At 62.3% G+C, this 23,292-nt stretch carries 24 protein-coding genes; 8 read left to right on the top strand and 16 right to left on the bottom strand.

Annotated elements, in window-relative coordinates; genetic code table 11:
- Positions 1 to 20 precede the first annotated feature (20 nt).
- The 14 genes from L2A60_RS15785 to iolD all read right to left on the bottom strand — a co-directional run bounded on the left by L2A60_RS15785 (position 21) and on the right by iolD (position 14,294).
- Positions 21 to 524 (bottom strand): GFA family protein, encoded by a 504-nt coding sequence (locus tag L2A60_RS15785; RefSeq protein ID WP_235705409.1) that lies wholly within the window; start codon positions 522 to 524, stop codon positions 21 to 23.
- A gap of 53 nt (positions 525 to 577) precedes the next feature.
- Positions 578 to 1,804, bottom strand: coding sequence for an NAD(P)/FAD-dependent oxidoreductase (locus L2A60_RS15780; protein WP_235705408.1), 1,227 nt, complete (start codon positions 1,802 to 1,804; stop codon positions 578 to 580).
- 6 nt (positions 1,805 to 1,810) lie between these two features.
- Positions 1,811 to 2,125, bottom strand: a complete 315-nt coding sequence (locus L2A60_RS15775; RefSeq protein WP_235705407.1) for a MocE family 2Fe-2S type ferredoxin — start codon at positions 2,123 to 2,125, stop codon at positions 1,811 to 1,813.
- 26 nt (positions 2,126 to 2,151) lie between these two features.
- Positions 2,152 to 3,204, bottom strand: coding sequence for a fatty acid desaturase family protein (locus tag L2A60_RS15770; protein WP_235705406.1), 1,053 nt, complete (start codon positions 3,202 to 3,204; stop codon positions 2,152 to 2,154).
- 107 nt (positions 3,205 to 3,311) lie between these two features.
- Positions 3,312 to 4,118: a sugar phosphate isomerase/epimerase family protein gene (locus L2A60_RS15765; RefSeq protein WP_235705405.1), complete on the bottom strand. Its 807-nt coding sequence runs from the start codon at positions 4,116 to 4,118 to the stop codon at positions 3,312 to 3,314.
- A complete protein-coding gene (locus tag L2A60_RS15760) occupies positions 4,115 to 5,071 on the bottom strand; it encodes a sugar ABC transporter substrate-binding protein (protein ID WP_235705404.1) in 957 nt (318 codons plus the stop codon). Before L2A60_RS15760 ends, L2A60_RS15765 begins: the two co-directional genes overlap by 4 nt.
- 47 nt (positions 5,072 to 5,118) lie before the next feature.
- Positions 5,119 to 5,901 carry an ATP-binding cassette domain-containing protein gene (locus L2A60_RS15755; protein WP_235705403.1) on the bottom strand — a complete coding sequence of 261 codons (783 nt, stop codon included), beginning with the start codon at positions 5,899 to 5,901 and terminating at the stop codon, positions 5,119 to 5,121.
- Between the two features lie 2 nt (positions 5,902 to 5,903).
- Positions 5,904 to 7,016 (bottom strand): ABC transporter permease, encoded by a 1,113-nt coding sequence (locus tag L2A60_RS15750; RefSeq protein WP_235705402.1) that lies wholly within the window; start codon positions 7,014 to 7,016, stop codon positions 5,904 to 5,906.
- Positions 7,017 to 7,131: 115 nt separating this feature from the next.
- Positions 7,132 to 8,157 (bottom strand): Gfo/Idh/MocA family oxidoreductase, encoded by a 1,026-nt coding sequence (locus L2A60_RS15745; protein ID WP_235705401.1) that lies wholly within the window; start codon positions 8,155 to 8,157, stop codon positions 7,132 to 7,134.
- A 10-nt stretch (positions 8,158 to 8,167) separates the two neighbouring features.
- Positions 8,168 to 8,944, bottom strand: a complete 777-nt coding sequence (locus tag L2A60_RS15740) for an HpcH/HpaI aldolase family protein (RefSeq protein ID WP_235705400.1) — start codon at positions 8,942 to 8,944, stop codon at positions 8,168 to 8,170.
- 21 nt (positions 8,945 to 8,965) lie between these two features.
- Positions 8,966 to 9,994: a Gfo/Idh/MocA family protein gene (locus L2A60_RS15735; protein WP_235705399.1), complete on the bottom strand. Its 1,029-nt coding sequence runs from the start codon at positions 9,992 to 9,994 to the stop codon at positions 8,966 to 8,968.
- 20 nt (positions 9,995 to 10,014) lie between these two features.
- Positions 10,015 to 11,508, bottom strand: coding sequence for a CoA-acylating methylmalonate-semialdehyde dehydrogenase (locus L2A60_RS15730; RefSeq protein ID WP_235705398.1), 1,494 nt, complete (start codon positions 11,506 to 11,508; stop codon positions 10,015 to 10,017).
- Positions 11,505 to 12,446 (bottom strand): myo-inosose-2 dehydratase, encoded by a 942-nt coding sequence (gene iolE / locus L2A60_RS15725; RefSeq protein ID WP_235705397.1) that lies wholly within the window; start codon positions 12,444 to 12,446, stop codon positions 11,505 to 11,507. The genes L2A60_RS15730 and iolE overlap by 4 nt, the downstream gene beginning before the upstream one ends.
- A 3-nt stretch (positions 12,447 to 12,449) precedes the next feature.
- Entirely contained in the window at positions 12,450 to 14,294 is a 1,845-nt protein-coding gene (gene iolD / locus L2A60_RS15720) for a 3D-(3,5/4)-trihydroxycyclohexane-1,2-dione acylhydrolase (decyclizing) (RefSeq protein WP_235705396.1), read from the bottom strand.
- A gap of 140 nt (positions 14,295 to 14,434) precedes the next feature.
- On the opposite strand from iolD, the gene L2A60_RS15715 reads away from it, so the two are divergent.
- Positions 14,435 to 15,271 carry a MurR/RpiR family transcriptional regulator gene (locus L2A60_RS15715; protein ID WP_235705395.1) on the top strand — a complete coding sequence of 279 codons (837 nt, stop codon included), beginning with the start codon at positions 14,435 to 14,437 and terminating at the stop codon, positions 15,269 to 15,271.
- 105 nt (positions 15,272 to 15,376) lie between these two features.
- Positions 15,377 to 15,769: a GFA family protein gene (locus tag L2A60_RS15710; protein WP_235705394.1), complete on the top strand. Its 393-nt coding sequence runs from the start codon at positions 15,377 to 15,379 to the stop codon at positions 15,767 to 15,769.
- Between the two features lie 26 nt (positions 15,770 to 15,795).
- Here the strand turns inward: L2A60_RS15710 and hppD are convergent, their stop codons facing one another.
- Positions 15,796 to 16,926 carry a 4-hydroxyphenylpyruvate dioxygenase gene (gene hppD, locus L2A60_RS15705; protein WP_235705393.1) on the bottom strand — a complete coding sequence of 377 codons (1,131 nt, stop codon included), beginning with the start codon at positions 16,924 to 16,926 and terminating at the stop codon, positions 15,796 to 15,798.
- A 125-nt stretch (positions 16,927 to 17,051) separates the two neighbouring features.
- Here hppD and L2A60_RS15700 point away from each other — a divergent pair, with 125 nt between their 5' ends.
- Positions 17,052 to 17,534 carry an Lrp/AsnC family transcriptional regulator gene (locus L2A60_RS15700; RefSeq protein WP_235705392.1) on the top strand — a complete coding sequence of 161 codons (483 nt, stop codon included), beginning with the start codon at positions 17,052 to 17,054 and terminating at the stop codon, positions 17,532 to 17,534.
- A gap of 4 nt (positions 17,535 to 17,538) precedes the next feature.
- Here L2A60_RS15700 and L2A60_RS15695 read toward each other — a convergent pair whose 3' ends face one another.
- Positions 17,539 to 18,726, bottom strand: coding sequence for an aminotransferase (locus L2A60_RS15695; RefSeq protein ID WP_235705391.1), 1,188 nt, complete (start codon positions 18,724 to 18,726; stop codon positions 17,539 to 17,541).
- Between the two features lie 277 nt (positions 18,727 to 19,003).
- Here L2A60_RS15695 and L2A60_RS15690 point away from each other — a divergent pair, with 277 nt between their 5' ends.
- The 5 genes from L2A60_RS15690 to L2A60_RS15670 all read left to right on the top strand — a co-directional run bounded on the left by L2A60_RS15690 (position 19,004) and on the right by L2A60_RS15670 (position 22,815).
- Complete coding sequence (locus L2A60_RS15690) at positions 19,004 to 19,342, top strand: P-II family nitrogen regulator (protein WP_235705390.1); 339 nt, start codon at positions 19,004 to 19,006, stop codon at positions 19,340 to 19,342.
- 66 nt (positions 19,343 to 19,408) lie between these two features.
- Positions 19,409 to 20,842 (top strand): type I glutamate--ammonia ligase, encoded by a 1,434-nt coding sequence (gene glnA / locus L2A60_RS15685; RefSeq protein ID WP_235705389.1) that lies wholly within the window; start codon positions 19,409 to 19,411, stop codon positions 20,840 to 20,842.
- 159 nt (positions 20,843 to 21,001) lie between these two features.
- A complete protein-coding gene (locus tag L2A60_RS15680) occupies positions 21,002 to 21,208 on the top strand; it encodes a TOBE domain-containing protein (RefSeq protein WP_235705418.1) in 207 nt (68 codons plus the stop codon).
- Between the two features lie 544 nt (positions 21,209 to 21,752).
- Positions 21,753 to 22,202 carry a hypothetical protein gene (locus tag L2A60_RS15675; RefSeq protein WP_235705388.1) on the top strand — a complete coding sequence of 150 codons (450 nt, stop codon included), beginning with the start codon at positions 21,753 to 21,755 and terminating at the stop codon, positions 22,200 to 22,202.
- Complete coding sequence (locus tag L2A60_RS15670) at positions 22,189 to 22,815, top strand: tetratricopeptide repeat protein (RefSeq protein WP_235705387.1); 627 nt, start codon at positions 22,189 to 22,191, stop codon at positions 22,813 to 22,815. The genes L2A60_RS15675 and L2A60_RS15670 overlap by 14 nt, the downstream gene beginning before the upstream one ends.
- Positions 22,816 to 23,292 lie beyond the last annotated feature (477 nt).

Genomic DNA, 23,292 nt, shown 5'->3' with positions numbered 1-23,292 from the left:
CGCCGAACTGGCTTCGGCGATCATGTCCGCCCGGCGCCGGACTTCTCCAGCGGAACGCGCCGCCGTGCCAGACTCTCGGCCGGCCAGTGTTCTTCGCGATCGTAATATTCGGGAACCACCGCCGCCCCCGGCGGAATCACGACCCAGGGCTGCTTCGATGTGGTGAAAATATGAATATCGGGCGGCAGATGATCCGGCGCATCGAGCGTGCCGACCCGCACGAACCGCATTTTGTCTCCCGCACCGCCGTAATTGCTCCAGACCGCGACATGACAGTTCGGGCAGCGGGCGATTCTCTGGCCGATTCCGCTTGCCGACGGCGTATCGATCACGACCGGCTCGGCCGCGAGCGTCGTGACATGCTCGGACTCGATCATCGCATTGAGCGCGAAGGCCGTGCCGGTCTCGCGCTGGCACCAGCGGCAGTGACAGCAATGAACGAAAAGCGGGCGGATTTCCATGCGATAGCGGACGGTGCGGCAGTCGCAGCCGCCCTCGAGCGGGAAGATTTCCTGTGCCGGCATTCTGACCTCCCTGTTCCGGTGCCGGGGAAATATGATCCCGGAGACCCCCGCACTCAAGCCGCCACGGTGCCGCGGAGCAGCACCTTCAGCGGGCGCGACGGATCGGCGAGATCCTCGGGCGCGGGATGCGCACATGCCGCGATCAGCCGCTCGGCGATGCGGATGTCGCGCCCGATCGCGCCGGCCGGTCCGAACGCGGCGGCGGCGACGAGGCGACCGTCCGCGGCGAGATGGAACAGCATCGGCGCGGCGGTTCCGGTGGCGCGTTCGACGATACGGGCGCCGAATTGCGGCATTCCGGCGATCTGCAGGGTTTCGTCATACTGGTCGGACCAGAACCAGGGCACGGCGTCGAACGGCCGTGCGACACCCAGCAGAGTTGCCGCCACGCACGCGCCGGTATCGCCGGCAACCCGCCAGGATTCGAAACGCAGCCTCGCCGTGCCGAACAGCCTGTGCGGGAGCGCGCAGCAATCGCCGGCGGCAAAGATCGCGGAATCTGAGGTCGCGAACGCCGCATCGACCGCGATTCCGTTATCGAGCGCAAGACCGGCCGCGCCCGCGAGCGCCGTTTCGGGCACCACGCCGATCCCGGCGATGACGGCATCCGCACCGATCCATGCATCGTTATCCAGGCGAAGCCCGGCGCCGTCGATCGAGGCTATCGTCGCCGAGGTGTGGAAAGCGACGCCCGAAGCGCGGTGTCGCGCCTCGATCGCGGCGGCAAGGCGCGCAGGCACGGCGCGGCCCAGGATGCGCGGCGCAGCCTCGATCACGGTCACCGCGCAGCCGAGCCTGCGCGCGCTTGCCGCGAGCTCCAGCCCGATCAGCCCGCCGCCCACGATGGCGATCGCAGCGCCAGGCACGAGCCGGGTGCGGATCGCTCGCGCATCCGCAAGATTGCGCAAATAGTATACGCGCTCGGCCCCCGGTAGGGTGAGGCGGCGCGGGGTGGCGCCGGTCGCGATCAGCAGGCGATCGTAGGAGATTGCAGGGCCGTTCGCGAGCGTCACGCACCGCGCCGCCCGGTCGATCGCGGCGGCCGGAATGCCCGAGACAAGATCGATCGCCTCGCGCGCGATCGTCGCAGCGTCGAGCAGCACGGGCGGATCGGCGGCATCGGTCAGCACCGATTTCGACAGGGCAGGGCGCTCGTAGGGCGTTTCGCCTTCGCCGTCGATCAGCGCGAGCGCGCCGTCGAACCCCGAGGCGCGGAGCGCACGGGTGGCGGCAGTACCTGTCGCACCCGCGCCGATGATGACGATGCGGCGTATGGACATGATGGCTCAGCCGAGGCCAATGAGCACGCGCTCATCGGCGACCTTCACCGGATAGGTCGCCAGATCGATGCAGGCGGGCGCGCCTTTCGCCGCTCCGGTCATGATATCGAACCGCCCGTTATGCTTCGGGCATTCGATGATCCTGCCCTCGAGATAGCCGTCGGCGAGATGCACCTGCTCGTGCGTGCAAAGTCCGTCGGTCGCGCAATACGCGTCATCCGACGTGCGATAGACCGCGAAGGTTTGCCCTTCGTGATCGAAGCGGATCACGTCGTCCGGTTCCAGCGCGTCCGCAGCGCAGACATCGATCCATTGCGTCATGGTGTCATTTTCCTTGGAAATCATCGTCACGCTTCCACCGCGCGCTGGGGCAACCGGCGCTTGATATGCCAGGTGGGATCGCGGCGCTGGCGGATCAGCGCGGGGACGATTTCCCGATAGGCGGCGAGCAGGCCCGGATAGGGCGGCGGACATTCCGCGCCGATCGCCGCGTGCAGTTGCGGCAGCGCGTGATACGGCACCAGCGGAAACATGTGGTGTTCGACGTGGTAGTTCATGTTCCAGTAGATGAAGCGGAACACCGGATTCATGTGGATCGTCCGACTATTGAGCCGGTGATCCAGCACGTCTTCCGCAAGTCCCGAATGTTGGGTGACGCCGAAGATCAGTTGCAGCCAGGCGCCGTAGAAGGTCGGCAGCCCGACGAGCATCAAGGGCAGAAAACTGCGCGTCGCGAGCGCGAGCGCGATCACCGCGCCGAACAGACCGAGCCAGATGCGTGCGGTGCGGATTACCTTCGGCTGCTCCGTCGCGGGGATGAAGCTTTTTTCGTCGGCGGTCAGACAGCCGGTTGCGTGCAGCAGGATATGGGCGATCGCCTTCGGACCGGCTTTCAGCGCGAACAGATTGAGCGTGATGCCGAGAAGATCGGGCGGGCGCGGCGCGAGGATTTCCGGGTCACGCCCGACGATGATGGTATCTGTATGGTGGCGTGCATGGCTCCAGCGCCAGACCGTCGGCTCGCGCAGGATCATGAAGGAGGCGATGTTGTAGACGATGTCGTTCAGCCGGCGTGTGCGAAAAGCGGTGCCGTGGCCGCATTCGTGCCAGCGCGAATCGGACGCCGAGCCGTAAAGCACGCCGTAGACGCCGAAAAACGGAATGCTCCAGGCGCTGCCCCAAAACCATGCGGCGAGGCCGCCGGAGGCGGCGAGCGCCGCCAACCAGATCGCGGTGTCGCGCAGCGCGGGTCCGTTACGCCGCTGCATCATCGATTTCAGCGCGGCGCGCGGCACATTTGCCGAAAACCACTTCGCATTGGCGAGTCCGGTCGCTTCGGCGCGGCGGGCGTCGGCGCCGGTGAGGCCGTAGTCGCGCCGATGTGGCCGGTCCCTCGTCATCGTTGTCGTCGCTGGCGTCATCGTCGCACTGCTTTCCTGGCTTATGGAGTAGCCTCAGAATACCGGTGCGAACCCGCCTCCGTAAGCGGAGATTTGATGGAAAACCCTCACCTCGCGCCGAGTGTTCTGATCGCCGCCGCGAGATCGTCGAGCAATATCGCGCGAAAATCGCCGGACTTCTTTGGCGTGAACGGATCCGGGCCGGGTGCGGTGATCTCGATAACCACCGGCCCGGCATAGGAGATCGCATCCAATGCCGCCCGTTGCGCCGCAAAATCGATATGGCCGCGCCCCGGCGCGCGGCGATTGGAATCGGCGGCATGATAGAGCCCGAGTGAAGCGCCGGCCGCGCGGAGTGCCGCCGCCGGATCGGGTTCCTCGATATTCATGTGATACGCGTCGAGCAGCAGTTTCAGATTCGGCCGGCCGAGCCGGGCGAGCGTCGCCAACCCCTGTTCGGCGGTATTGATCTGGTGCGATTCGTAGCGGTTCAGCACCTCGAAAACCAGGGCGATCCCACAGGCGGCGGCATGGTCGGCAAGCCGGGCCACCGCGTCGTCGAGCAGATCGTCCTCCTCCGCCTGGGTCGTGACCGGGCGGATGCGCCCGACCAGCCCATGCACCGCCGCGCGCGGCGCACCGAGTTCCGTCGCCCGGTCGATCATCCGATAGAGCGTGACGATCGCCGGTTCGCGAATCGCCGGATCGGGATGGGCGATATCCGCATCCGGCGGCGTGATCGAGACGATGTCGAACCCATGATCGGCAAGGATCGATGCCGTGTCCCTGGCTTCGAGAAGTGCCGGATGCAGCTCGATCCCCCGGTAGCCGAGAGGAGCGACCGCCTTGACGATCGCTCCGGCTCCTAACCCTCCGAAAATCCAGCTACAGACGCCGAGCGTCCGCTTCGTCACCTGATGCCTTTCTTGGACAGGGCGATCACCTGAGCGGCATTCTTGGGGGTCACGAAATTTGGCCCGGTCGGGATGTCGTATTCAGACGGAATGACGCCATAGCGCGCGTAATTCGCCATCAGCACGACCGAGAGATAGCCTTGCAGGAAGGGCTGCTGATCGAGCGCGAAATCGGCCTTCTTCTGCGCGAGCGCCTGCAGGAAACCCGGCGAGAGATCGAACGAGCCGATGAAGATCTTGGTCTTGAGCCCAAGCGCCTCGACCGCCTTCACCGCCGGCTCGCCGCCAAGCGGCGCGCTGTTCGCCAGGATCGCGTTGGCGCCAGGGTGCGTCCGCAGAAACGCCTCGATCTGGGAGACCACCGTTGTCGGGTCTTCGCTGGTCGGCAGGGTGATCACCTTGTGGCCGAACCCCTTCGCGAAGCCCTGGCATCGCCGCTCCAGCGCGATCTGCCCGACCTCCTGATTGAGGCAGACGCCTAGCGTCGCGCCGAGCTTGGCGAAACGCTTGCCGGCCTCGACGCCGCCGGCGTAATTGCCCTCGCCGACATAGGCGAGCGTGCCGAGCTTCTTGCCGGGAACGCGGCCGGTATTCATCGTGATCACCGGAATTCCGTCATCCACCGCGCCCTTGATCGGGGGGCCGAGTGCCGCTGCGTCCGGGATCGTCACGATCAGCCCGGCGGGATGCTGGTTAACCGCCGCCTGGATCAAATCCTTCATCTTGACCATGTTGAACGTATTCGGGGCGCGATAGCGCAGATCGACATTCATCTGCCGCGCGGCCAGATCGGCGCCGTTCTTGATCCGGGTCCAGAACGGATCGACCGCCTCGCCATGGGTGACCATTTCGATCACGAGCTTCTTCGGCGCCGCCTGCGCGGCACCGTGCCCGAATACGACGACCGCCGCACCGGCAAGCCCCGCGAGCAGGGCTCTCAAACGCTTTGTCATAACCATTTCCTCCCCATGTGATGAACGCGTGATTGAATAACTGTTCCTCAGACCATTCCGGCCAGCTCGGCCGAAACCTCCTGCAACTCCTTGCCGCCGGCCATCAGGGTCTGCAGCTCGTCGATGCCGATCTCCCGTTTCGCGGCGTCCGCGATCGTCCGCCCGCGATTGAGCACGGTGAACCGATCGCCCACCGCATAGGCGTGGCGCACATTATGGGTGATGAAGATCACCCCAAGCCCTTTGGCGCGCACCTGATTGATGTATTTCAGCACCATCGAGGTCTGCGCGACACCGAGGGCCGAGGTCGGTTCGTCGAGAATCAAAACTTTGGCGCCAAAATAAACCGCCCGCGCGATCGCCACGCATTGCCGTTCGCCACCCGAGAGCGTGCCGACCGCCTGGGTCGGGTCGCGCACATCTATGCCGATCCGGCGCATTTCGTCGTGGACGATGTCGTCACAGCTTCGGAAATCGACCCGTTTGAATGGCCAGACGCCTTTCGCCGGCTCGCGCCCCATGAAAAAATTGCGCGTGATCGACATCAGCGGGATCATCGCGAGATCCTGATAGACCGTCGCGATTCCTGCATCGAGCGCATCACGCGGGCTGGCGAACGCGACCGATTTGCCCTCGGCCAGAAATTCGCCCTCGGTGGGTTTATGCACCCCGGACAGCGTCTTGATCAGAGTTGATTTTCCGGCGCCGTTATCGCCGAGCAGGCAGAGTACCTCGCCTGCATGGACACGAAGCGAGACGCCGGCGAGGGCGATGACATGGCCGAACTGCTTGCGCAGGTCACGGACTTCGATGAGGGGGAGGTCGCTCATGGTCAGCGTTCCCCGGTCACGCGCCGGCGCACCGCGTTATTGAACATCACCGCGATCAGCAGCATCGCGCCAAGGAAAACCTGAAACCAGTCGCTGTCGAAATTCGTGTAGGTGAGGCCGATTTCGACCGTGCCGAAGATCAATGCGCCGAAAAACGCGCCGATTGCCGAACCGTAGCCGCCGGTCAGCAGGCAGCCGCCGATCACCGCCGCGATGATCGCCTCGAACTCCATCTGCAGACCGCGCAGCGCATCGGTCGAGGCGGTATCGAGCGAGGTGATGATCGCGACTAGTGCCGCGGACAGCGCGGTACAGACGAACAGAATCGTCTTCACGCGGTTGACCGGAACGCCGGAGTTGCGCGCGGCATTGGCATCGCCGCCTGATGCGAAAATCCAGTTGCCGAAGCGGGTGCGCAGCAGAACCCAGGTAGCGAGCGCGGTGATCGTGACGAACCAGACGACCGAAATCGGCACGCCATGCACCGAAGGCTTGCCGTTCGGCAGGGTCGCGATCATGCCGTGCGCCGTCAGCCAGGAAAACAATCCGGTCAGTGTATCCCCGGAGAATAGGTGATCGGCGAAGCCGGGCTTGCCCGCCGGCGCGACGCCGGAGAGGATCGTATTGCCGCCGGTCGCGAGCTTGAGTCCGACCAGCGACAAGCCGCGCAGGATGAACAAAAAGGCCAGCGTAACGATGAAGGAGGGCAGCTTGGTGCGAATCACCAATTGCCCGTTGAGCGCGCCGAACAGCCCCGCCATGATCAGGGTTCCGAGCACGGCGAGGATCATCGGCAAATGTAGGTTGACCAATAGAACGCCGAAGATCAGCCCGGCGAAGGCGACCATCGAGCCGATCGAAAGATCGAACTCGCCGCCGATCATCAGAAGTGCGGCGGTGACGGACATGATGCCGAGTTCGGCGGCGGGCCGCAGCACCGTCATGATGCCGGCGACACTGAACATGGTGGCACTCGCGGTCGCCGCGAAAAACAAAATCACCACGATCAGGCCGCCGACCGCGCCAAGCTCGGGCCGGCGCATCGCGCGGTGCAGCCAAGAGATGTCGGTCAGACGCTCGTCATGCACCGGCTTCTTCCCCGGAGCAGTCGCCATATCAGGCGCCCTCATGTCCGGCGGTCCTCGCATCCCGGCGATTTAGCGTTTTCCATCGGCAACGTTCCCTCTCGTACGAGCATCCGTGATGGAGCTCATTCAGAATAGTAATTCTTTATTTTTGTAATTTTAGAATAATCAATCCATCTTTTCTGTCAAGTAAAATTGGCGTTCCAGTTGTGGCGGATTTGGCCGCCGCTTCGGCGATCGCGGACGCGGTCCGGCCATCGGCGAAGTCGGATGGCGGTGAGTGCCCCGCGATGATTGCGTCGATGAAGGCGTCGAGCTGGCGGGCAAAAGCGGTCTCGAACCGAGCGAAAAAATTCTGCGGCGGTTTCGCCTGTCGTACGCCTGCCGCATCCGCCTCGATCAGCGTGGTCTCGCGCGGATTGTCGAGCCGCAACACGCCTTTCGCGCCAAGCACTTCGAGGCGGAAATCGAAGCCGAATCGCGCACATCGTGCATTCGCGATCATCGCCTGCGCGCCGTCCGCCATGGTCAGCACGGTCAGCGCCGTGTCGTAATCGCCGCAGGACGCGGCACCGGGATCAACCAGGGCGCTGCCCTGGGCATGAACCGCAACCGGGGCCGCGCCGAACAGATGGCAGGCAAGATCGTAGTCATGGATCGCCATGTCGCGGAAAATACCACCGGAACGGCGGAGAAATTCCGGCGGCGGCGCTCCGGCATCGCGGTTGATAATCAGGATCTGGCTGGCCCGGCCAATCGCTTCGTCATCGAGCCGCGCCTTGAGAGAAGCGATATGCGGATCGAACCGGCGGTTGAATCCCACCATCAGGCGCGCCTTGGTTTCCGTCACCACCGCGCCGCAACGATCGATGCGGTCGAGCGACAGATCGATCGGTTTTTCGGAAAGGATCGCCTTGCCGGCGCGCGCCGCGTCTTCGATGAAACCCGCATGGGTGTCGGTGGAACTCGCGATCAGCATGGCATCGATCGCCGGGTCGGCGAGCGCCTCGGCCCAGTTCATCGTCGCGGCGCTGAAGCGGGACGCGAGCGACGCGGCGGCTTTCGCATCCGCGTCGATCACCGCGGCGAGCCGCGCGCGCGGATGGTTTGCGATCAGCGATGCATGGGAAACGCCGATGCGTCCCGCACCGATCAGGGCGAAATTCAGCATGTCCACCATCTCAATAAGCGATCTTCACGTCGTTGCCGACATTACGGAAATCGGCCACGGCGCGCGCGGCGCCCGCCGCCATGAACCGTGCGTCCGACCCGATGGTGACGAAATCGAAGCCTTTTTCAACCATGGCGCGGGCATAGGAAGCCGAGCCGGTATGGATGCCGGCCCGCTTGCCGTGATGCTTGGCACGCGCGAGGATGTGCTCGATCGGTCCGGTTACCACCGGATCAACCGGATCGAATCGCGGCTCGGCGCCGAGCGACAGCGCGAGATCTGCCGGCCCGATATAGATCGCATCCAGTTCCGGCACCGCGAGAATTGCATCCAGCGCATCGAGGGCCGCTCGGGTTTCGATCATCGCAAAGCCGGTGACGAGATCGTCGGCGCGTTTCGGGTAATCGGCGCCATGGGCAAGGTTCGCGCGGATCGGGCCGAAACTGCGTCGCCCGCGCGGCGCGTAGCGCAGGGCGCTCGTGAAAATCTCGGCGTCCTCGGCGGAATTGATCATCGGGCAGATCACGCCGAGCACGCCGGCATCCAGAACCTTCATCACGATACCGGGGTCGAGCCACGGCACGCGCACGATCGGCACGACCTGCGTGGTCGAAATCGCTGTCAGCATCCGCACCGCATAGGCGTAGTCAACGATGCCGTGCTGCATGTCGATGGTCAGCGTGTCCCAGCCCTGGTGCGCCATCACCTCGGAGGCGAAACCATCGGGGATGGACAACCAGCCGTTCAGCGCAGCGCGTCCCTCGGACCAGATGGCATTGAGCGACATGATTTTGCTCCTCGTTGTTTCTCAGGGTGTGGCAAATGAATCGAGGGGGCGACCCGGCAAAGAGCGCGCACCATAACGCGTGTCCCAGTCCTGCTGCACCCGGTCGAGAACGCGCATTGCCGGCAGAACCGAGCGTCCGGTCACGAAAGGCGAACGGTTTTCGCGCAGCGCATCGACGAAATCACGCGCGACGCGCCAGGCATTCTCCTGCTCGGTCTCGATCGCCTGCGTGCCGCCTCCCGTGGTCATCGTGGCGGCGATTTCATCCACCCTGTAGGAATCGCGTCCGGTCACCGTCATCATCTCATAAATCCGCTCGCGCGCGTGATAGGAACCCGTCGCCGCGATGGTACAACCGTCCTTGGTTTCGATGATTACCGCGATTTCCATCGGAATTCCGGTCTGGGAATCGATATCAGGCATGAATCCTTCGACGCGCCGAATCCGCCGCTCAGCCGCGTGCGGATCACCGCCACCCGCGACGAACAGGCCAAAATCGACAAGATGCGTGGTGTGATGCCAAAGGATGTTATCGGTCCAGGTGCGACGAATCCCGGTCGCGCCGATATTGACCAGACGATGGATAAAGAACCGTCCATGGACGTGAAGCACACGCTCCTCGCACGCCGCGACGCGGGCAATCAGCGGTACGCGGCAGGCACGGAACCGCATTGGATGACAGACGGCGAGCGTCACACCCGCATCCTCCGCGGCAAGGACAAGATTTTCGCAAGATTCCAGCGTCATCGCGAGCGGAATTTCGACGAGAACCGGTTTGCGTGCCTCGATCGCTGCCTTCGTCATCCGGGCATGATCCTCGCTCGGACTCGCGACGATCACCGCATCGATCGCGGGATCGGCGATCGATGCGGCAAAATCAGTGCTTGCGGACCGGTATCCGAACCGCCGGGCGAAACCCTGGACTTCTTCCTGGTCCTTGCCGGCAATCGTATGTAGCACACAGTCCGAATGATCGCGGAGCGCCTCGGAGTGCCAGGTTCCCATCATGCCGTGACCGATCATGCAGATATTGATTGTGCGATCGGTCATGCGCATATCTTTTGCCATCTCTAACGCATCGTCGGCATGGCAAACTCCGCACCAGCGCGGATTCCGGTGGGCCAGCGCGAGGTCATGGTTTTCAGCTTGGTGTAGAAATGCACGCCCTCGCGCCCATGCACGCCGTGATCGCCGAAGATCGAGCGCTTCCAGCCACCGAAAGAATGGAACGCCATCGGCACCGGGATCGGCACGTTGATCCCGACCATGCCCACCTCGATCGCATCGGCGAAGCTCCGTGCGGCATCGCCGTCGCGGGTGAAGATCGAGGTGCCGTTGCCGAATTCGTGCTCGTTGATGATGCGGACGGCGGTGTCGAAACTGGTTTCGCGCACCACCGACAGGACCGGTCCGAAAATTTCCTCGCGATGGATCTTCATGCCGGGTCGGACATGATCGAACAGTGTGGGGCCGACGAAATAGCCACCCTCATGGCCCTGAAGTTTCAGGCCGCGCCCGTCAACGACGAGTTTGGCGCGTTCGGCGATTCCGGCCTCGATATAGGATTCGACGCGCGCCTTGTGTTCCCGCGAGACCAGCGGCCCCATCTCGGCTTCAGAGTCGGTGCCCGGCCCGATCTTCAGCGCCCGCGCCCGTTTGGCGAGCTGTTCGATCAGCGGATCGGCGATATCGCCGACAGCCACGGCGACCGAGATCGCCATGCAGCGCTCGCCCGCCGAACCATAGGCCGCACCGACCAGCGCATCGACCGCCTGATCGAGATCGGCGTCGGGCATGACCACCAGATGGTTTTTTGCACCCCCCAGCGCCTGCACGCGCTTGCCGTGCGCGGAGGCGGTGGTGAAAATGTGTTCGGCGACCGGCGTGGAACCGACGAAGCTGATCGCCGCGATACGCGGATCGGTCAGCAGCGCATCGACCACCGCGCGATCGCCATTGACCACGTTGAACACGCCCTCGGGCAGGCCCGCTTCGGCGAGCAGTTCGGCGAGTCGCAGGGCGGTGGACGGAACTTTTTCGGAAACCTTGAGGATGAAGCAATTGCCGCAGGCGATGGCGACGGGAAACATCCAGAGCGGCACCATCGCCGGAAAGTTGAACGGGGTGATGCCAGCGACCACGCCGAGCGGCGCGCGGATCGTGTAGCTGTCAACATTGGTGCCGACATTGCGCGAGTATTCGCCTTTGAGCAGATCGGGGATTCCGCAGGCGAATTCGACAACTTCCATGCCGCGCGTAACCTCGCCGCCGGCATCGGAGAGCACCTTGCCATGCTCGCTGGTGATCAGTCGCGCGAGTTCATCCTTGTGGCGCTCGATCAATTCCTTGAACTTGAACATCACCCGCGCGCGGCGCAGCGGTGGCGTCGCCGCCCAGGCCGGGAATGCCGCACGGGCCGACGCGATCGCGCTTTCGATCTCGGCCGGGGTGGCGACCGCGACTTCGGCGGCCTGGGCGCCGATCGCCGGGTCATAAACCGGCAGCCGGCGCGTGCCGGCACCATCGACGCGGCGATTATTGATGAAATGGCCAAGGGTTTTCATGACAGAATCTCTTTCGTGGGTGGTATCGGCAACGGATCGGCGATGGCGAACCCGGCTTCACGGAGCATGGCGGACAGGTTGTCATAGCCCATGCGCGCGTAGTGAAGCGGTTCAGCGCGCGCTGGGTCCTGTTCGGCCTCGACCACCATCCAGCCCGCATAGTCGGCGGCGGCGAGTGCCGCGAGCATCGCCGGGAAATCGATGAAACCGTCGCCGGGAACGGTGAACACGCCGGCGATGACTGAATCGAGAAAACTCCAGTCGCCGGCACGGGCGCGGGAAAATACCTCGCGCCGGATGTCCTTGCAATGCACATGACGGATGCGCGTGGCGTAGTCTGCCGCGAGTTGCGTGGGATCGATGCCGGCGAACGTCGCATGGCCGGAATCGAGCAGCAGACCGACGGTATCGTCGGTGCCGTCCATCAGGCGCGCGATGTTGTCGCCGGTCTCGATCGCCGTGCCCATGTGGTGGTGCACGACAAGCGCCACGCCACGCTCGGCGCAATGCGCGGCGACACGGTTCAGCCGCGCGCAAAAGCGCGGCCAGTCATCCGGCGCCATGCGTGGCCCGCGCGAAAGCGGCGCGGAACGATCGCCATGGATACAGCCGGTGGTTTCGGCATAGATCAGCACCGGCGCATCGTTTTTCGCGAGTAGATCGAGATGCGTCGCCATCGCGGCAATCTCGGCGTCGGCGTCATGTTCGCGCAGCCGCCCGCTATACCAGCCGGAGACGAAGCGCAACCCGTGGCGCGCCAGTGTTTCGCGAAGACTTGTGGGATCATTGGGAAATTTGTGGCCGCGCTCGATGCCTGCGTAGCCAGCCTGCCGTGCCTGTGCGAGGCAGTCTTCCAGCGGCGTCGCGCCGCCGAGTTCGGGCAAGTCATCGTTGCTCCAGGCGATCGGGTTGGTGCCGATGTTGATCACGCTATTCATTCCTCAAACAAGGCTCTGATGTTCGATCGCGCTCTCATAGCGGCGGCGCGCGTCCCCGACCTCGGCGCGGGACGAGACCTCCGGCACCGCGACGTCCCACCACGCACCGCCGGCCTCCGTCGTTTTCGCGGGATCGGTGTCGATCACGACCACGGCGGTCCGATCCGCCAGACGCGCGCGGCCGAGTGCGGCATCGAGTGCCGCGAGGTCGTCGGCTTTTTCCGCTACCGCACCAAGGGATTCGGCGTGCCTCACGAAATCGATCGGCACCTCCGCGACATGGTGCGCGTCGGCAAGCAGATTGTTGAACGGCGCACCGCCAGTCGCTTGCTGCAGCCGATTGATGCAGCCGAAACCGCGATTGTCGAGCACGACGATAATCAGTTTCAACCCCATCGCCACCGATGTCGCGATTTCAGAATTCAGCATGAGATACGAACCGTCGCCGACCATGACAACGACGTCGCGATCCGGCAGCGCGAGCTTGACGCCGAGAGCACCGGCGATTTCATAGCCCATGCAGGAAAATCCGTATTCCACATGATAGGAATTCGGCCCGCGCGCGCGCCATAATTTATGCAATTCGCCGGGCAGGCCGCCGGCTGCGCAAACCACGGTCGCGGTCTCGCCCAGCACACGGTCGACCACGCCGATCACCTCGGCGTCTGACGGTGGTTGCGTGTTAGTGGGAGCGGTCGCGCGGGCGACGGCGTCGTGCCAGTCGCGGCGTAACGCCTCGGCACGGTCCCGCCAATCCGGCGGTGCGCACCACAGCCCGATCGCGGCATCGAGTGCGGCAAGGCCCCGCGCCGCATCGGCCACCAACGGAACGCCGCCGTGTTTTTCCGCGTCGCGCGCGGCCACGTTGAGATGCAGGATGCGGCGCCCCTGTGCCGCGAACAAGGCGCGCGACCCCGTGGTGAAATCCTGCAGGCGCGTGCCGATCGCGAGGATCAGGTCGGCCTCGGCGGCAAGCGTGTTTGCGGCGGCGCTGCCGGTCACGCCGACCGACCCGGCATTGCACGGGTGGTCGAACTGCAACGCGCCCTTGCCTGCCTGGGTCTCGGCGACTGGAATCCCATGCCGTTCTGCGAAATCCGTCAGAGCGCCGCACGCGCCGGCATAATGAGCGCCGCCGCCCGCGATGATCAGTGGGCGCTTCGCGTTCTCTAACAGACGCACGGCGTCTTCAATTTCGCGCGCGTCAGGCTCCGGCGCGCGGATGCGCCGAACCCGTTCCTCGAAAAGCATTTCTGGATAATCGAAGGCTTCCGTTTGCACATCCTGGCAGAAGGCGAGCGTCACCGGCCCGCACTCCACGGGATCGGTCAGCACGTCGAGCGCGCGGGGCAGCGCGGCGAGCAGTTGCTCGGGCCGGGTGATCCGGTCGAAATATCGCGACACCGGCCGAAAGCAGTCATTGGCGGAAACCGTGGCGTCGCCGAAATCCTCGACCTGCTGCAGCACCGGATCGGGCCGGCGGGAGGCGAACACGTCGCCCGGCAGCAGAAGCACCGGCAGCCGGTTGACATGGGCGAGGGCCGCCGCCGTCACCATGTTGAGCGCACCCGGCCCGATCGAACTGGTGCAGGCCATCATGCGGCGGCGCTTATGAGCCTTGGCGTAGGCGATGGCGGCATGGGCCATCGCCTGCTCGTTGTGGGCGCGAAAGGTGGGCAGGGTCTCACGCGCGGCAAACAGCGCCTCGCCGAGGCCGGCGACATTGCCGTGACCGAAAATTGCCCAGACCCCGCCGAACAGAGGCACAACCTCGTCGCCGATCGCGATGCGCTGGGCGGCAAGATAGCGCACCAGTGCCTGGGCAGCGGTCAGTCTCAGCGTTGCCATCGCGTTTCCGTCCCCCCGATCTGGTTTTCGGTTCGGCAATATGAAACATCAAATTCGAATATTATGCAATAGTGGAAAATTTATTCTGAATCGAGATGCAACCCCTTGACCATTTCTGGAAAATTCATTCTATTTCGCTGATGGATGACGTAACCCAAGACGCCGAACCCCCGCGCGACTTCGAAGCGTTGCGCAGTAAAATCCTGGCGCGGCACGACGCCATGCCGAAGCGCCTGGCCCAGGTTGCCCGCCACGCGCTCGACCATCCGGACCGGATGGCGCTTTCAACGGTGGCCGAACTCGCCGAGGCGGCCGGCGTGCAGCCGTCAACCCTGGTGCGTTTCGCCCAGAGCCTCGGCTATTCCGGGTTTTCCGAATTGCAGAGCGTGTTCCGCGCGCAGTTGCGCGACCGCTGGCCGGATTATCGCGAGCGGCTCGCCAGGGTGAAGGACGAAAGCGGCGCCGAGCCCGCGCGCATTCTCGACCGTTTCATCGACACCGCCGCCCGTTCGGTCGCCGATCTCGGCCGCACCATCATCCCCGGCGAGTTCGATGCGGCTTCGGCGCTGCTCGCCCGTGCCGCCCATGTCTATATTCTCGGCCAGCGGCGCGCCTTTCCGGTCGCGTCCTATCTCGCCTATGCGCTCGGCAAACTCGATTTCCCCGCCATTCTGCTCGACAATATCGGCAGCATGGCCGATGTCCAGGCAGGCCGGATCGGCCCGGCCGACACGCTGATCGCGATCAGCTTCAACCCTTATACGCCATCGACCATCGATCTCGTCCGGTTCGCGGCGGGGCGTGGCGCGGCGATCATCGCGATCACCGATTCGGTGTTCAGCCCGGTCTCGGCGGAAGCGCGGGTACGGCTCGAAGTCATCGAGGCCGATCTCGGTGCGTTCCGGTCGCTTTCGGCCACCATGGCGCTGGCGATGGCGCTGGCGATCGCCAGCGCCGAGGTCAGGGACGCGGGCTGAATTCAGAAAAGGTTCTCGGAGTTTTTCAAGAAAGCGGATAGCGGGCCAAGTGTCTTGTCATATGTTTGATTTGCGGTCTGGACAGACATTTAGAGGAGACGAAGCATGGACCGATTCATCGGCGGTTGCCTGTGCGGCAATGTCCGAATTGTGGCGTCGGGACTCCCATACCGGGTCGGCTTTTGTCATTGCCTCGACTGTCGCAAGCATCATGGAGCCCTTTTTCACGCTTCTGCGGTGTTCCCTCAGGATGCGGTGACGATCGATGGTGAAACACGTGACTACGCCGGGCGGTTTTTCTGTCCCCGCTGCGGCTCGTCTGTTTTTGCACGTAGCGCAGACGAAATCGAAATGAACCTGGGATCTCTGGATGCCCCGGATCAGTTGATGCCAACCCACGAAAGCTGGATCGTCCGTCGCGAGTCCTGGTTGCCGCCGTTTCCACTCACGAGACGATATGACCGTGATCGTGACGCTACGGGTCGCTTTGAGGAGTAGGTCGCACGAACGGTGCGACGGCACACTCAGGCAGCCGGACGGGCCAGCACGCCGCGCCGGAACTGATCTTCCTCGATCGACAGGAACAAAGCGCGGAAATTGCCTTCGCCGAAACCCTCGTCGCCCTTGCGCTGGATGAACTCGAAAAAGATCGGCCCGACCACGGTTGCTGAAAAAATCTGCAGCAGCACCTTGGTCATCCGCCCTTCCGCGGCCCCGGCGGCAACCGCGCCCTCGCCATCGATCAGGATGCCGTTGTGCTCAAGCCGCGCGAGATCCTCGCCGTGGCCCGGCACTCGCGCGTCCACGCGTTCATAATAGGTCGCGGGCGGTGCCGGCATGAAGGCAAGCCCGCGCATCCGCAGCGCTTCCACGCTCGCATGAATGTCGTGGCAGCCGCAGGCGATGTGCTGAATGCCTTCTCCCTTGTACTGGTGGAGATATTCCGCGATCTGGCTGGTCTCGTCGGCGGATTCGTTGATCGGAATCCGGATCTTGCCGTCCGGGCTGGTCAGCGCGCGGGAAAACAAGCCGGTATATTCGCCCTTGATGTCGAAATAGCGAATTTCCCGGAAATTGAAGATCCGCTCGTAGAAGCCGGACCACACATCCATCCGGCCGCGCCCGACATTATGGGTGAGGTGGTCGATGTAATGGAGCCCTTGCCCCTCCGGTCGCGGGTCGGCGTCATCGAGCCAAATGAATTCATCCTCGAAGGCCGATCCGCGCGCGCCGTAACGGTCCAGGAAATAGATCAGCGAGCCGCCGATCCCCTTGATCGCCGGCACGGTCATCGCGAGCGACCCGTTTGTCGCGTCGGCGGCCTCCGTGCCGTTGGCGATCGCGTGGCGCCAGGCATGGCCGGCATCGACCACGCGAAACGCCATCGATGACGCGCAGGGGCCGTGCTGCGCCGCGAAGCGCGTCGCGTGGCTGTCCGGTTCCTCGTTGATCAGGTAATTCACGTCGCCCTGACGGTAGAGGGTGATCGCCTTGGTGCGGTGCCGGGCGACGGCGGCGAACCCCATGGTCCAGAACAGCGTGTGCAGCGCCCGCGGATCGGGATGGGCGAATTCGACGAAACCGAACCCGTCGGTGCCAGCCGGATTCTGATCGGAAATCACCGAAGGCTCGGCGTCGTGCGGAAACGGCCCCATTTTTCGCTGCTCCTCCTGAAATCGAACGCGCCAGCGCACGATAGTCGCAATTCGCAGCATAATGTGTGCAAAACGCGGAGTCATAACCACTTGAATGCACGGATTACGCGGAATAAAATAAAATCATGCGCGAATCGATCAATCTCGACGGCTTCGACCTGCGCCTGCTCGCCAGCCTTCAGCAGGACGGAAGGCTGACCAATCAGCAACTCGGCGAGCGGGTCGGCCTGTCCGCCTCGCAATGCTCGCGCCGGCGTATCGCGCTGGAAGCGGCGGGCGTGATCCGCGGCTACGAGGCGCGGTTATCGGCCGAGGCGCTCGGCTTCGGGATGATCGTCCTGATCCAGGTGTCGCTGTCGAAGCATTCGAAGGACAATGCCAGCCGCTTCCGCGACCTCGTCGCGCGGGTTGATGTCATCCAGGAAGCCTATGCGATGACAGGCGACCCCGACTACGTGCTCAAGGCAGCACTTCCGGGCCTGCCCGACCTCGCCATCCTGGTGAATGACATTCTGCTCCCGCACGACAGCGTCGCCCAGGTGTGCTCATCCCTGGTGCTGGAACGCCTCAAGGAAACCCGGCATCTGCCGCTCGCCGGGTTGCGCTGAATTCTCAGTCTCCGGCGGCCCGGAGCGGGGCGGTCGCGCGAAAATGCGCTGACAGGCGGCTGATCGCCTCGTCGAGCACATCGTCGCGCTTGCAGAACGCGAAGCGCGCGTAATGGCGCGGCGCCTCGCCGGCATAGAAAGCCGAGACCGGGATCGCCGCGACGCCGGCGTGCTCGGTGATTTGGCGGCAGAATGCCGTGTCATCGCCGGCAAAGTCCAAAGGCGAAAAATCCGCGGTTACGAAATAGGAACCCGCGGTCGGCAGCACCTGAAAACCAATGGCGCTCAGACCTGCGGAAAGACAATCGCGTTTGGCCGCGAGATCGGCGGCGAGGCCCTCGAAATACGCATCGTCCTTTGCGAGGCCGACGGCGACCGCGCGCTGCAGATTGGGCGGGGTGGTGAAGGTCAGGTTCTGATGCGCGCGGGCGATGATCGCGGCGAGGTGTCGCGGGGCGGTAATGTAACCCACCTTCCAGCCGGTGAGGCTGAAGGTCTTGCCGGCACTGCCGATCCGCGCGCAACGCTCGCGCATCCGCGGCAGGCTCATCAGCGGAATGTGCTTCGCGCCGTCGAAAATCAGATGCTCATAGACCTCGTCGCACACCGCATAGGCGTCGTGGCGCGCGAGCAGCCCCGCGATGAAGCCGAGTTCGTCGGCGGAAAACACCTTGCCGGTCGGGTTCATCGGGGAATTGAGGAGCAGAAGTTTGGTTCTGGGGCCGAAGGCGGCTTCGAGATCGGCGCGCGGCAGCACCCAGTCCGGCGGGTTCAGGCGAACCAGCCGAGGCACCGCGCCGAGCAGCTTCACCACCGGCAGATAGGTGTCGTAGAGCGGTTCGATCAGCACCACCTCGTCACCGGGATCGAGCAGCGCCATCAGGCAGGCGGTGATCGCCTCGGTCGCGCCGGAGGTGACGATGATATCCGTGCCCGGATCGGCCTTGATCCCGTAAAACCGGTCATTGGCGGCAGCAACCGCCTGGCGCAGTTCAGGCACGCCGGCAAGCGGCGGGTACTGGTTGCGCCCATCGCGCAGGGCGTTCGCCGCCGCGTCGATGATGTCGGCCGGGCCGTCGGTATCGGGGAAACCCTGGCCGAGATTGATCGCGCCGTGCTGCACCGCCAGGGCCGACATGACCGTAAAGATCGTCGTACCGATGGCGTCAAGCAACTGGTTCGGCGATTTCACGTCCTTACCCTCCTGAAACTGCGCGCGTTCAGTATCGCGTGCAATCCTGGAAGAGCAAGAGGGTTTGGTCGCTCTGGTTTAATTTTAGGCATAAAATGACGTAATTTTAGGCATAAATCGTGCCGATCGGTTGGGCAACCTCGCCAAGCCGCACGCAGCCGGAATTTGGCACGGCTCATGCATCACGAGGTCGCCGGCCGCGTGTGGCTGGTGCGCGCATAGGCTCGCCGATAACCAGTAATTAGGAGGGGCCCGTCGCGGATCGGGCGTGAACCGGATGAAAAAAATCGAAGCGATCATCAAGCCGTTCAAGCTGGACGAGGTCAAGGAAGCCCTGCACGAGGTGGGGCTTCAGGGCATCACCGTGCTGGAAGCCAAGGGGTTCGGCCGGCAGAAGGGCCATACCGAGCTGTATCGCGGCGCCGAATATGTGGTGGATTTTCTGCCCAAGGTGAAGATCGAAGTGATCTGCGAGGACAGCGTCGCCGACCGGGCGATCGAGGCGATCACCAACGCCGCACGTACCGGGCGGATCGGCGATGGCAAGATTTTCGTCTCATCGATCGACGACGTGATCCGCATCCGCACCGGCGAGAAGGGCGAAGCGGCGATCTGATTTCCAACCAACAACCACGATGCCGCATCGTGCGGCATCATAATCTGACGAGCAGCGAGGACTAACATGGCGAAAAAGCCCGCCGGTAGCGGCGACGCAATCAGCAAGGCGCTGGCAATGATGAAGGAGCACGGCGCCGAATATGTCGACCTCCGGTTCACCGATCCGCGCGGCAAGTGGCAGCACACCGCCCAGCACATCTCGACGATGGACGAGGATGCGTTCCGCGACGGCATCATGTTCGACGGCTCCTCGATCGCCGGCTGGAAGGTGATCAACGAAAGCGACATGATTCTGATGCCGGACGCCGAGACCGCGGTGATGGATCCGTTCTCCGCGAAGCCGTCGATGATCCTGTTCTGCGACATTCTGGAGCCCTCGACCGGGCTTTCCTATTCGCGCGATCCGCGCTCGACCGCGAAGAAGGTCGAAGCCTATGTGAAGGCGTCGGGCGTCGGCGATACCATCCTGATCGGCGCGGAAGCCGAATTCTTCGTGTTCGATTCGGTCAAGTTCGGCACCGGCGGCAATTACGGCATCTATCAGATCGACAGCATGGAGGGCCCGCAAGCCTCGCTGAAGGATTACCCCGAAGGCAATATGGGCCATCGCCCCGTGGTCAAGGGCGGCTATTTCCCGGTGCCGCCGGTCGATTCCGAGAGCGATCTGCGCGCCGAAATGCTCGCGACCATGGGCGAAATGGGCCTGCCGATCGAGAAGCACCACCACGAGGTCGCGCAGTCGCAGCACGAATTGGGCACCAAATTCGGTCCGCTGACGAAAATGGCCGACCAGATGCAGATCTATAAATACTGCGTCCACAACGTCGCGCATTCCTACGGCAAGACCGCGACCTTCATGCCCAAGCCGATCTATGCCGATAACGGTTCGGGCATGCACACCCATCAGTCGATCTGGAAAGGCGGCAAGCCGCTCTTCGCCGGCAACGGCTATGCCGACCTGTCGGAGATGTGCCTCTATTACATCGGGGGCATCATCAAGCACGCCAAGGCGCTCAACGCCTTCACCAACCCGAGCACCAACAGCTACAAGCGCCTGATTCCCGGCTTCGAAGCGCCGGTTCTGCTCGCCTATTCGTCGCGCAACCGCTCGGCGGCGTGCCGTATCCCGTATGCGACCAGCCCGAAGGCCAAGCGCGTCGAAGTGCGTTTCCCCGACCCGACGGCAAATCCCTATCTCGCCTTCGCCGCCATGGCGATGGCGGGCCTGGACGGCATCAAGAACAAGATCCATCCGGGCGACCCGATAGACAAGAACCTCTACGATCTGCCGCCCGAGGAGCTGCACGGCATCCCGACCGTCTGCGGCAGCCTGCGCGAAGCGCTGGGCGCGCTCGCCGCCGATCACGATTTCCTGCTCGCCGGCGACGTGTTCAGCAAGGACCAGATCGAATCCTATATCGATCTGAAATGGGAAGAGGTGTTCCGCTTCGAGCACACGCCCCACCCGGTCGAATTCGAGATGTACTACTCGGCCTGATCGGATAGCGGGGATGACGAAGGCCGATCCGGGCGACCGGATCGGTCTTTCTTATTTGCGATTGCATTGCACCCGCAGCCGGTTCTCGATATAGCCTGAGAGAAATATCGCTCGAAGCGCCCCCCTAATTCGAGACAATGATCTGGAGACGAAATCATGATGAAACTCAGCGCGCGCAATCAGATCAAAGGCAAACTGCTCAGCGTGGAGAAGGGTCAGACGACCGGCCACGTGAAGCTCGACATCGGCAATGGCGTGGTCATTACCGCGTCGATCACGAACGAGGCAATCGACGATCTGGCGCTCAAGCCGGGTGAAGACGCGATCGCGGTCATCAAGGCCTCGGACGTGATGGTCGCGAAGTAATACCGGCCGCCCTGGACAATGCCCATCACCCCGTCATTGCGAGCAGGCGTCAACCTCCGCTGTCTTTCCATCGGCTGACGCCGATGGAACCTTGGACAGCTCCGCCGACGTGGCGGAGCGCCGAAAGGTTCCGGCAATCCAAGGGGTTGCTGGAAACGACGCGGAGGTAACCCACTTTTTCTGTATTTTACCCGAAAAAGCTGGATTGCTTCCGCCTCGCAAGCTCGCCGTCGCAATGACGAGTTGGCGTCAGGCGTGAGTCGTAGGCTACGGCGGTTGTATAAGATGGATGCGGCACATTTCCGCACCCTGCGAAAGCGCGTGCGGCCTCCGGCGTGAAGCCGGTCCATCGCTCCAGCCTCGTCGAAGCCGATCTCCTCGCCGCTTTGGATCTCCTTCACACCGAAGCACCGTCTCCGCCGGGTTCAGCGCCGCTGCCGGACCCGAACTTGCCCTCCATGGCAACTATGATACCGTCGTCACCGAAAGCGTTGCGGGCGGAGTCGCATCCGTCCTCGGCGGCGGCAAATTCGGCAACGGCGCCTTGACCGGGGCCTTTACCTATCTCTTCAGGGGCGCAACGCAGGCGGGAAACAACAACGGCAGCCAAGGCGGAATTGACGGCATCCCGGTCGTCGGCCAGATCGCCCAGGGGTTGGACTGGGTCGGCAATCAGGTGAATACTGCATTCGGTGCAGCCATCAATGAAACACAGAATCTCTATGATAGCCTGATCGGAGGGAATTCAAGCCAGCCGTATGGACCTACATTCAGCCAAAGCGGGCAAACCGGTCCGGGAGCCTCACCATTCAATGGCGCCCCGGAAGAAATCGCAGATCTACGGAGCCTCACTTTCAAAGCATTATGCCTCTTTTCTATATGCCAAGCCAATGTACCAAAATTTAATCCGTATGCCGAACTACCAGAGACAGAAGAAATACAAGTGCTACCTCCCCCAGAACAAACAATTTCAATGCCAAATGACGAACGATAATTTGGATAATCAAATGCAAATTTCTGATTTACGCAGCGAGCCTGACCTGACAATGGTAAACGAAGCGTACCGAATGAGGTCTACCGATCGCATCAAATCTTTTTTAGCGCTAGAGTGTTTTGCAGCCAAGGGGTCGAAGGCAAGCCTTTTATATATTTCTGATATGTTCGCGCGTGGTATTGAGTTGGATGACATACACGAAAGAGCAAAACGTTGGAACGAACTTGCGAAAGCTGCACACTTGAGTAAAGCATCATTGTTTTTTGGAAAGGGATTTGACAGAATAGGTGACTATTCTTCAGCTTTCGACGCTTTCTCTTGGGGAGCAACAGATGGATATGCTCCATCCATATACCGGCTTGCAAGCATGTATCTTTTAGGAGAATATGTAAAAAAAGATTATCGAAAGGCCCGTGAACTGCTAGAAATTGCAGCTAAGATGGGAAATGTGTGGGCTAAAAAAGATTTGGCACATGTCTTGTTATTTAACAATTTTGGAATTCTGGGGAAGCTTCAAGGAGTTTGTGTTTTTTTTAATCTTTTTTATTATCAAATAGATATTCTTATGCGGAAAACAAGAAATATACCGCTTGATGAAAAATATTTTCAGTGATCAATTAAGCGAGGTTATACAGAAAATTTGCTTGCTTGTTCAACCGCATCGGGAGTGATCACGTTATAATTGAGGGAGAGTTCATGGAGCATTTTTATCGACACTGAAAATTACGAATACAGAGCTTACCCACTTCCAAACGGGTCATTAAATATTGGAACCTATTATCCGAAACCATAATGACATCCGTTGTAAATATTACGGAGATGGAAAATGAGTAATGATATGAGGGGTTTAACTGAAATCGAAAGATTGATTTTGGAGAAATTGATCTCTGCGGTTCCTGTTTATTACGCCACTCTCAAAAATCAAATAGATTCATGCCTGGTTAAAATTTGTGACGAGTACGGCTCCCTAATCTTACTGTGTCACAAAATTCTTGCAGCGATTCGTTGACGCGTGTGAGTGGGTAGAGATTCTGACTCGTGGAGGCGGGTGGTGGGTCTCGAATCGAACACGCAAGGCAGCGAATCACGT

It is taken from the genome of Acidiphilium iwatense (assembly GCF_021556475.1).
GTDB lineage: Bacteria > Pseudomonadota > Alphaproteobacteria > Acetobacterales > Acetobacteraceae > Acidiphilium > Acidiphilium iwatense.
Note: the sequence above shows the minus strand (reverse complement) of the source record. Positions and strands in the feature narration are given on the sequence as shown.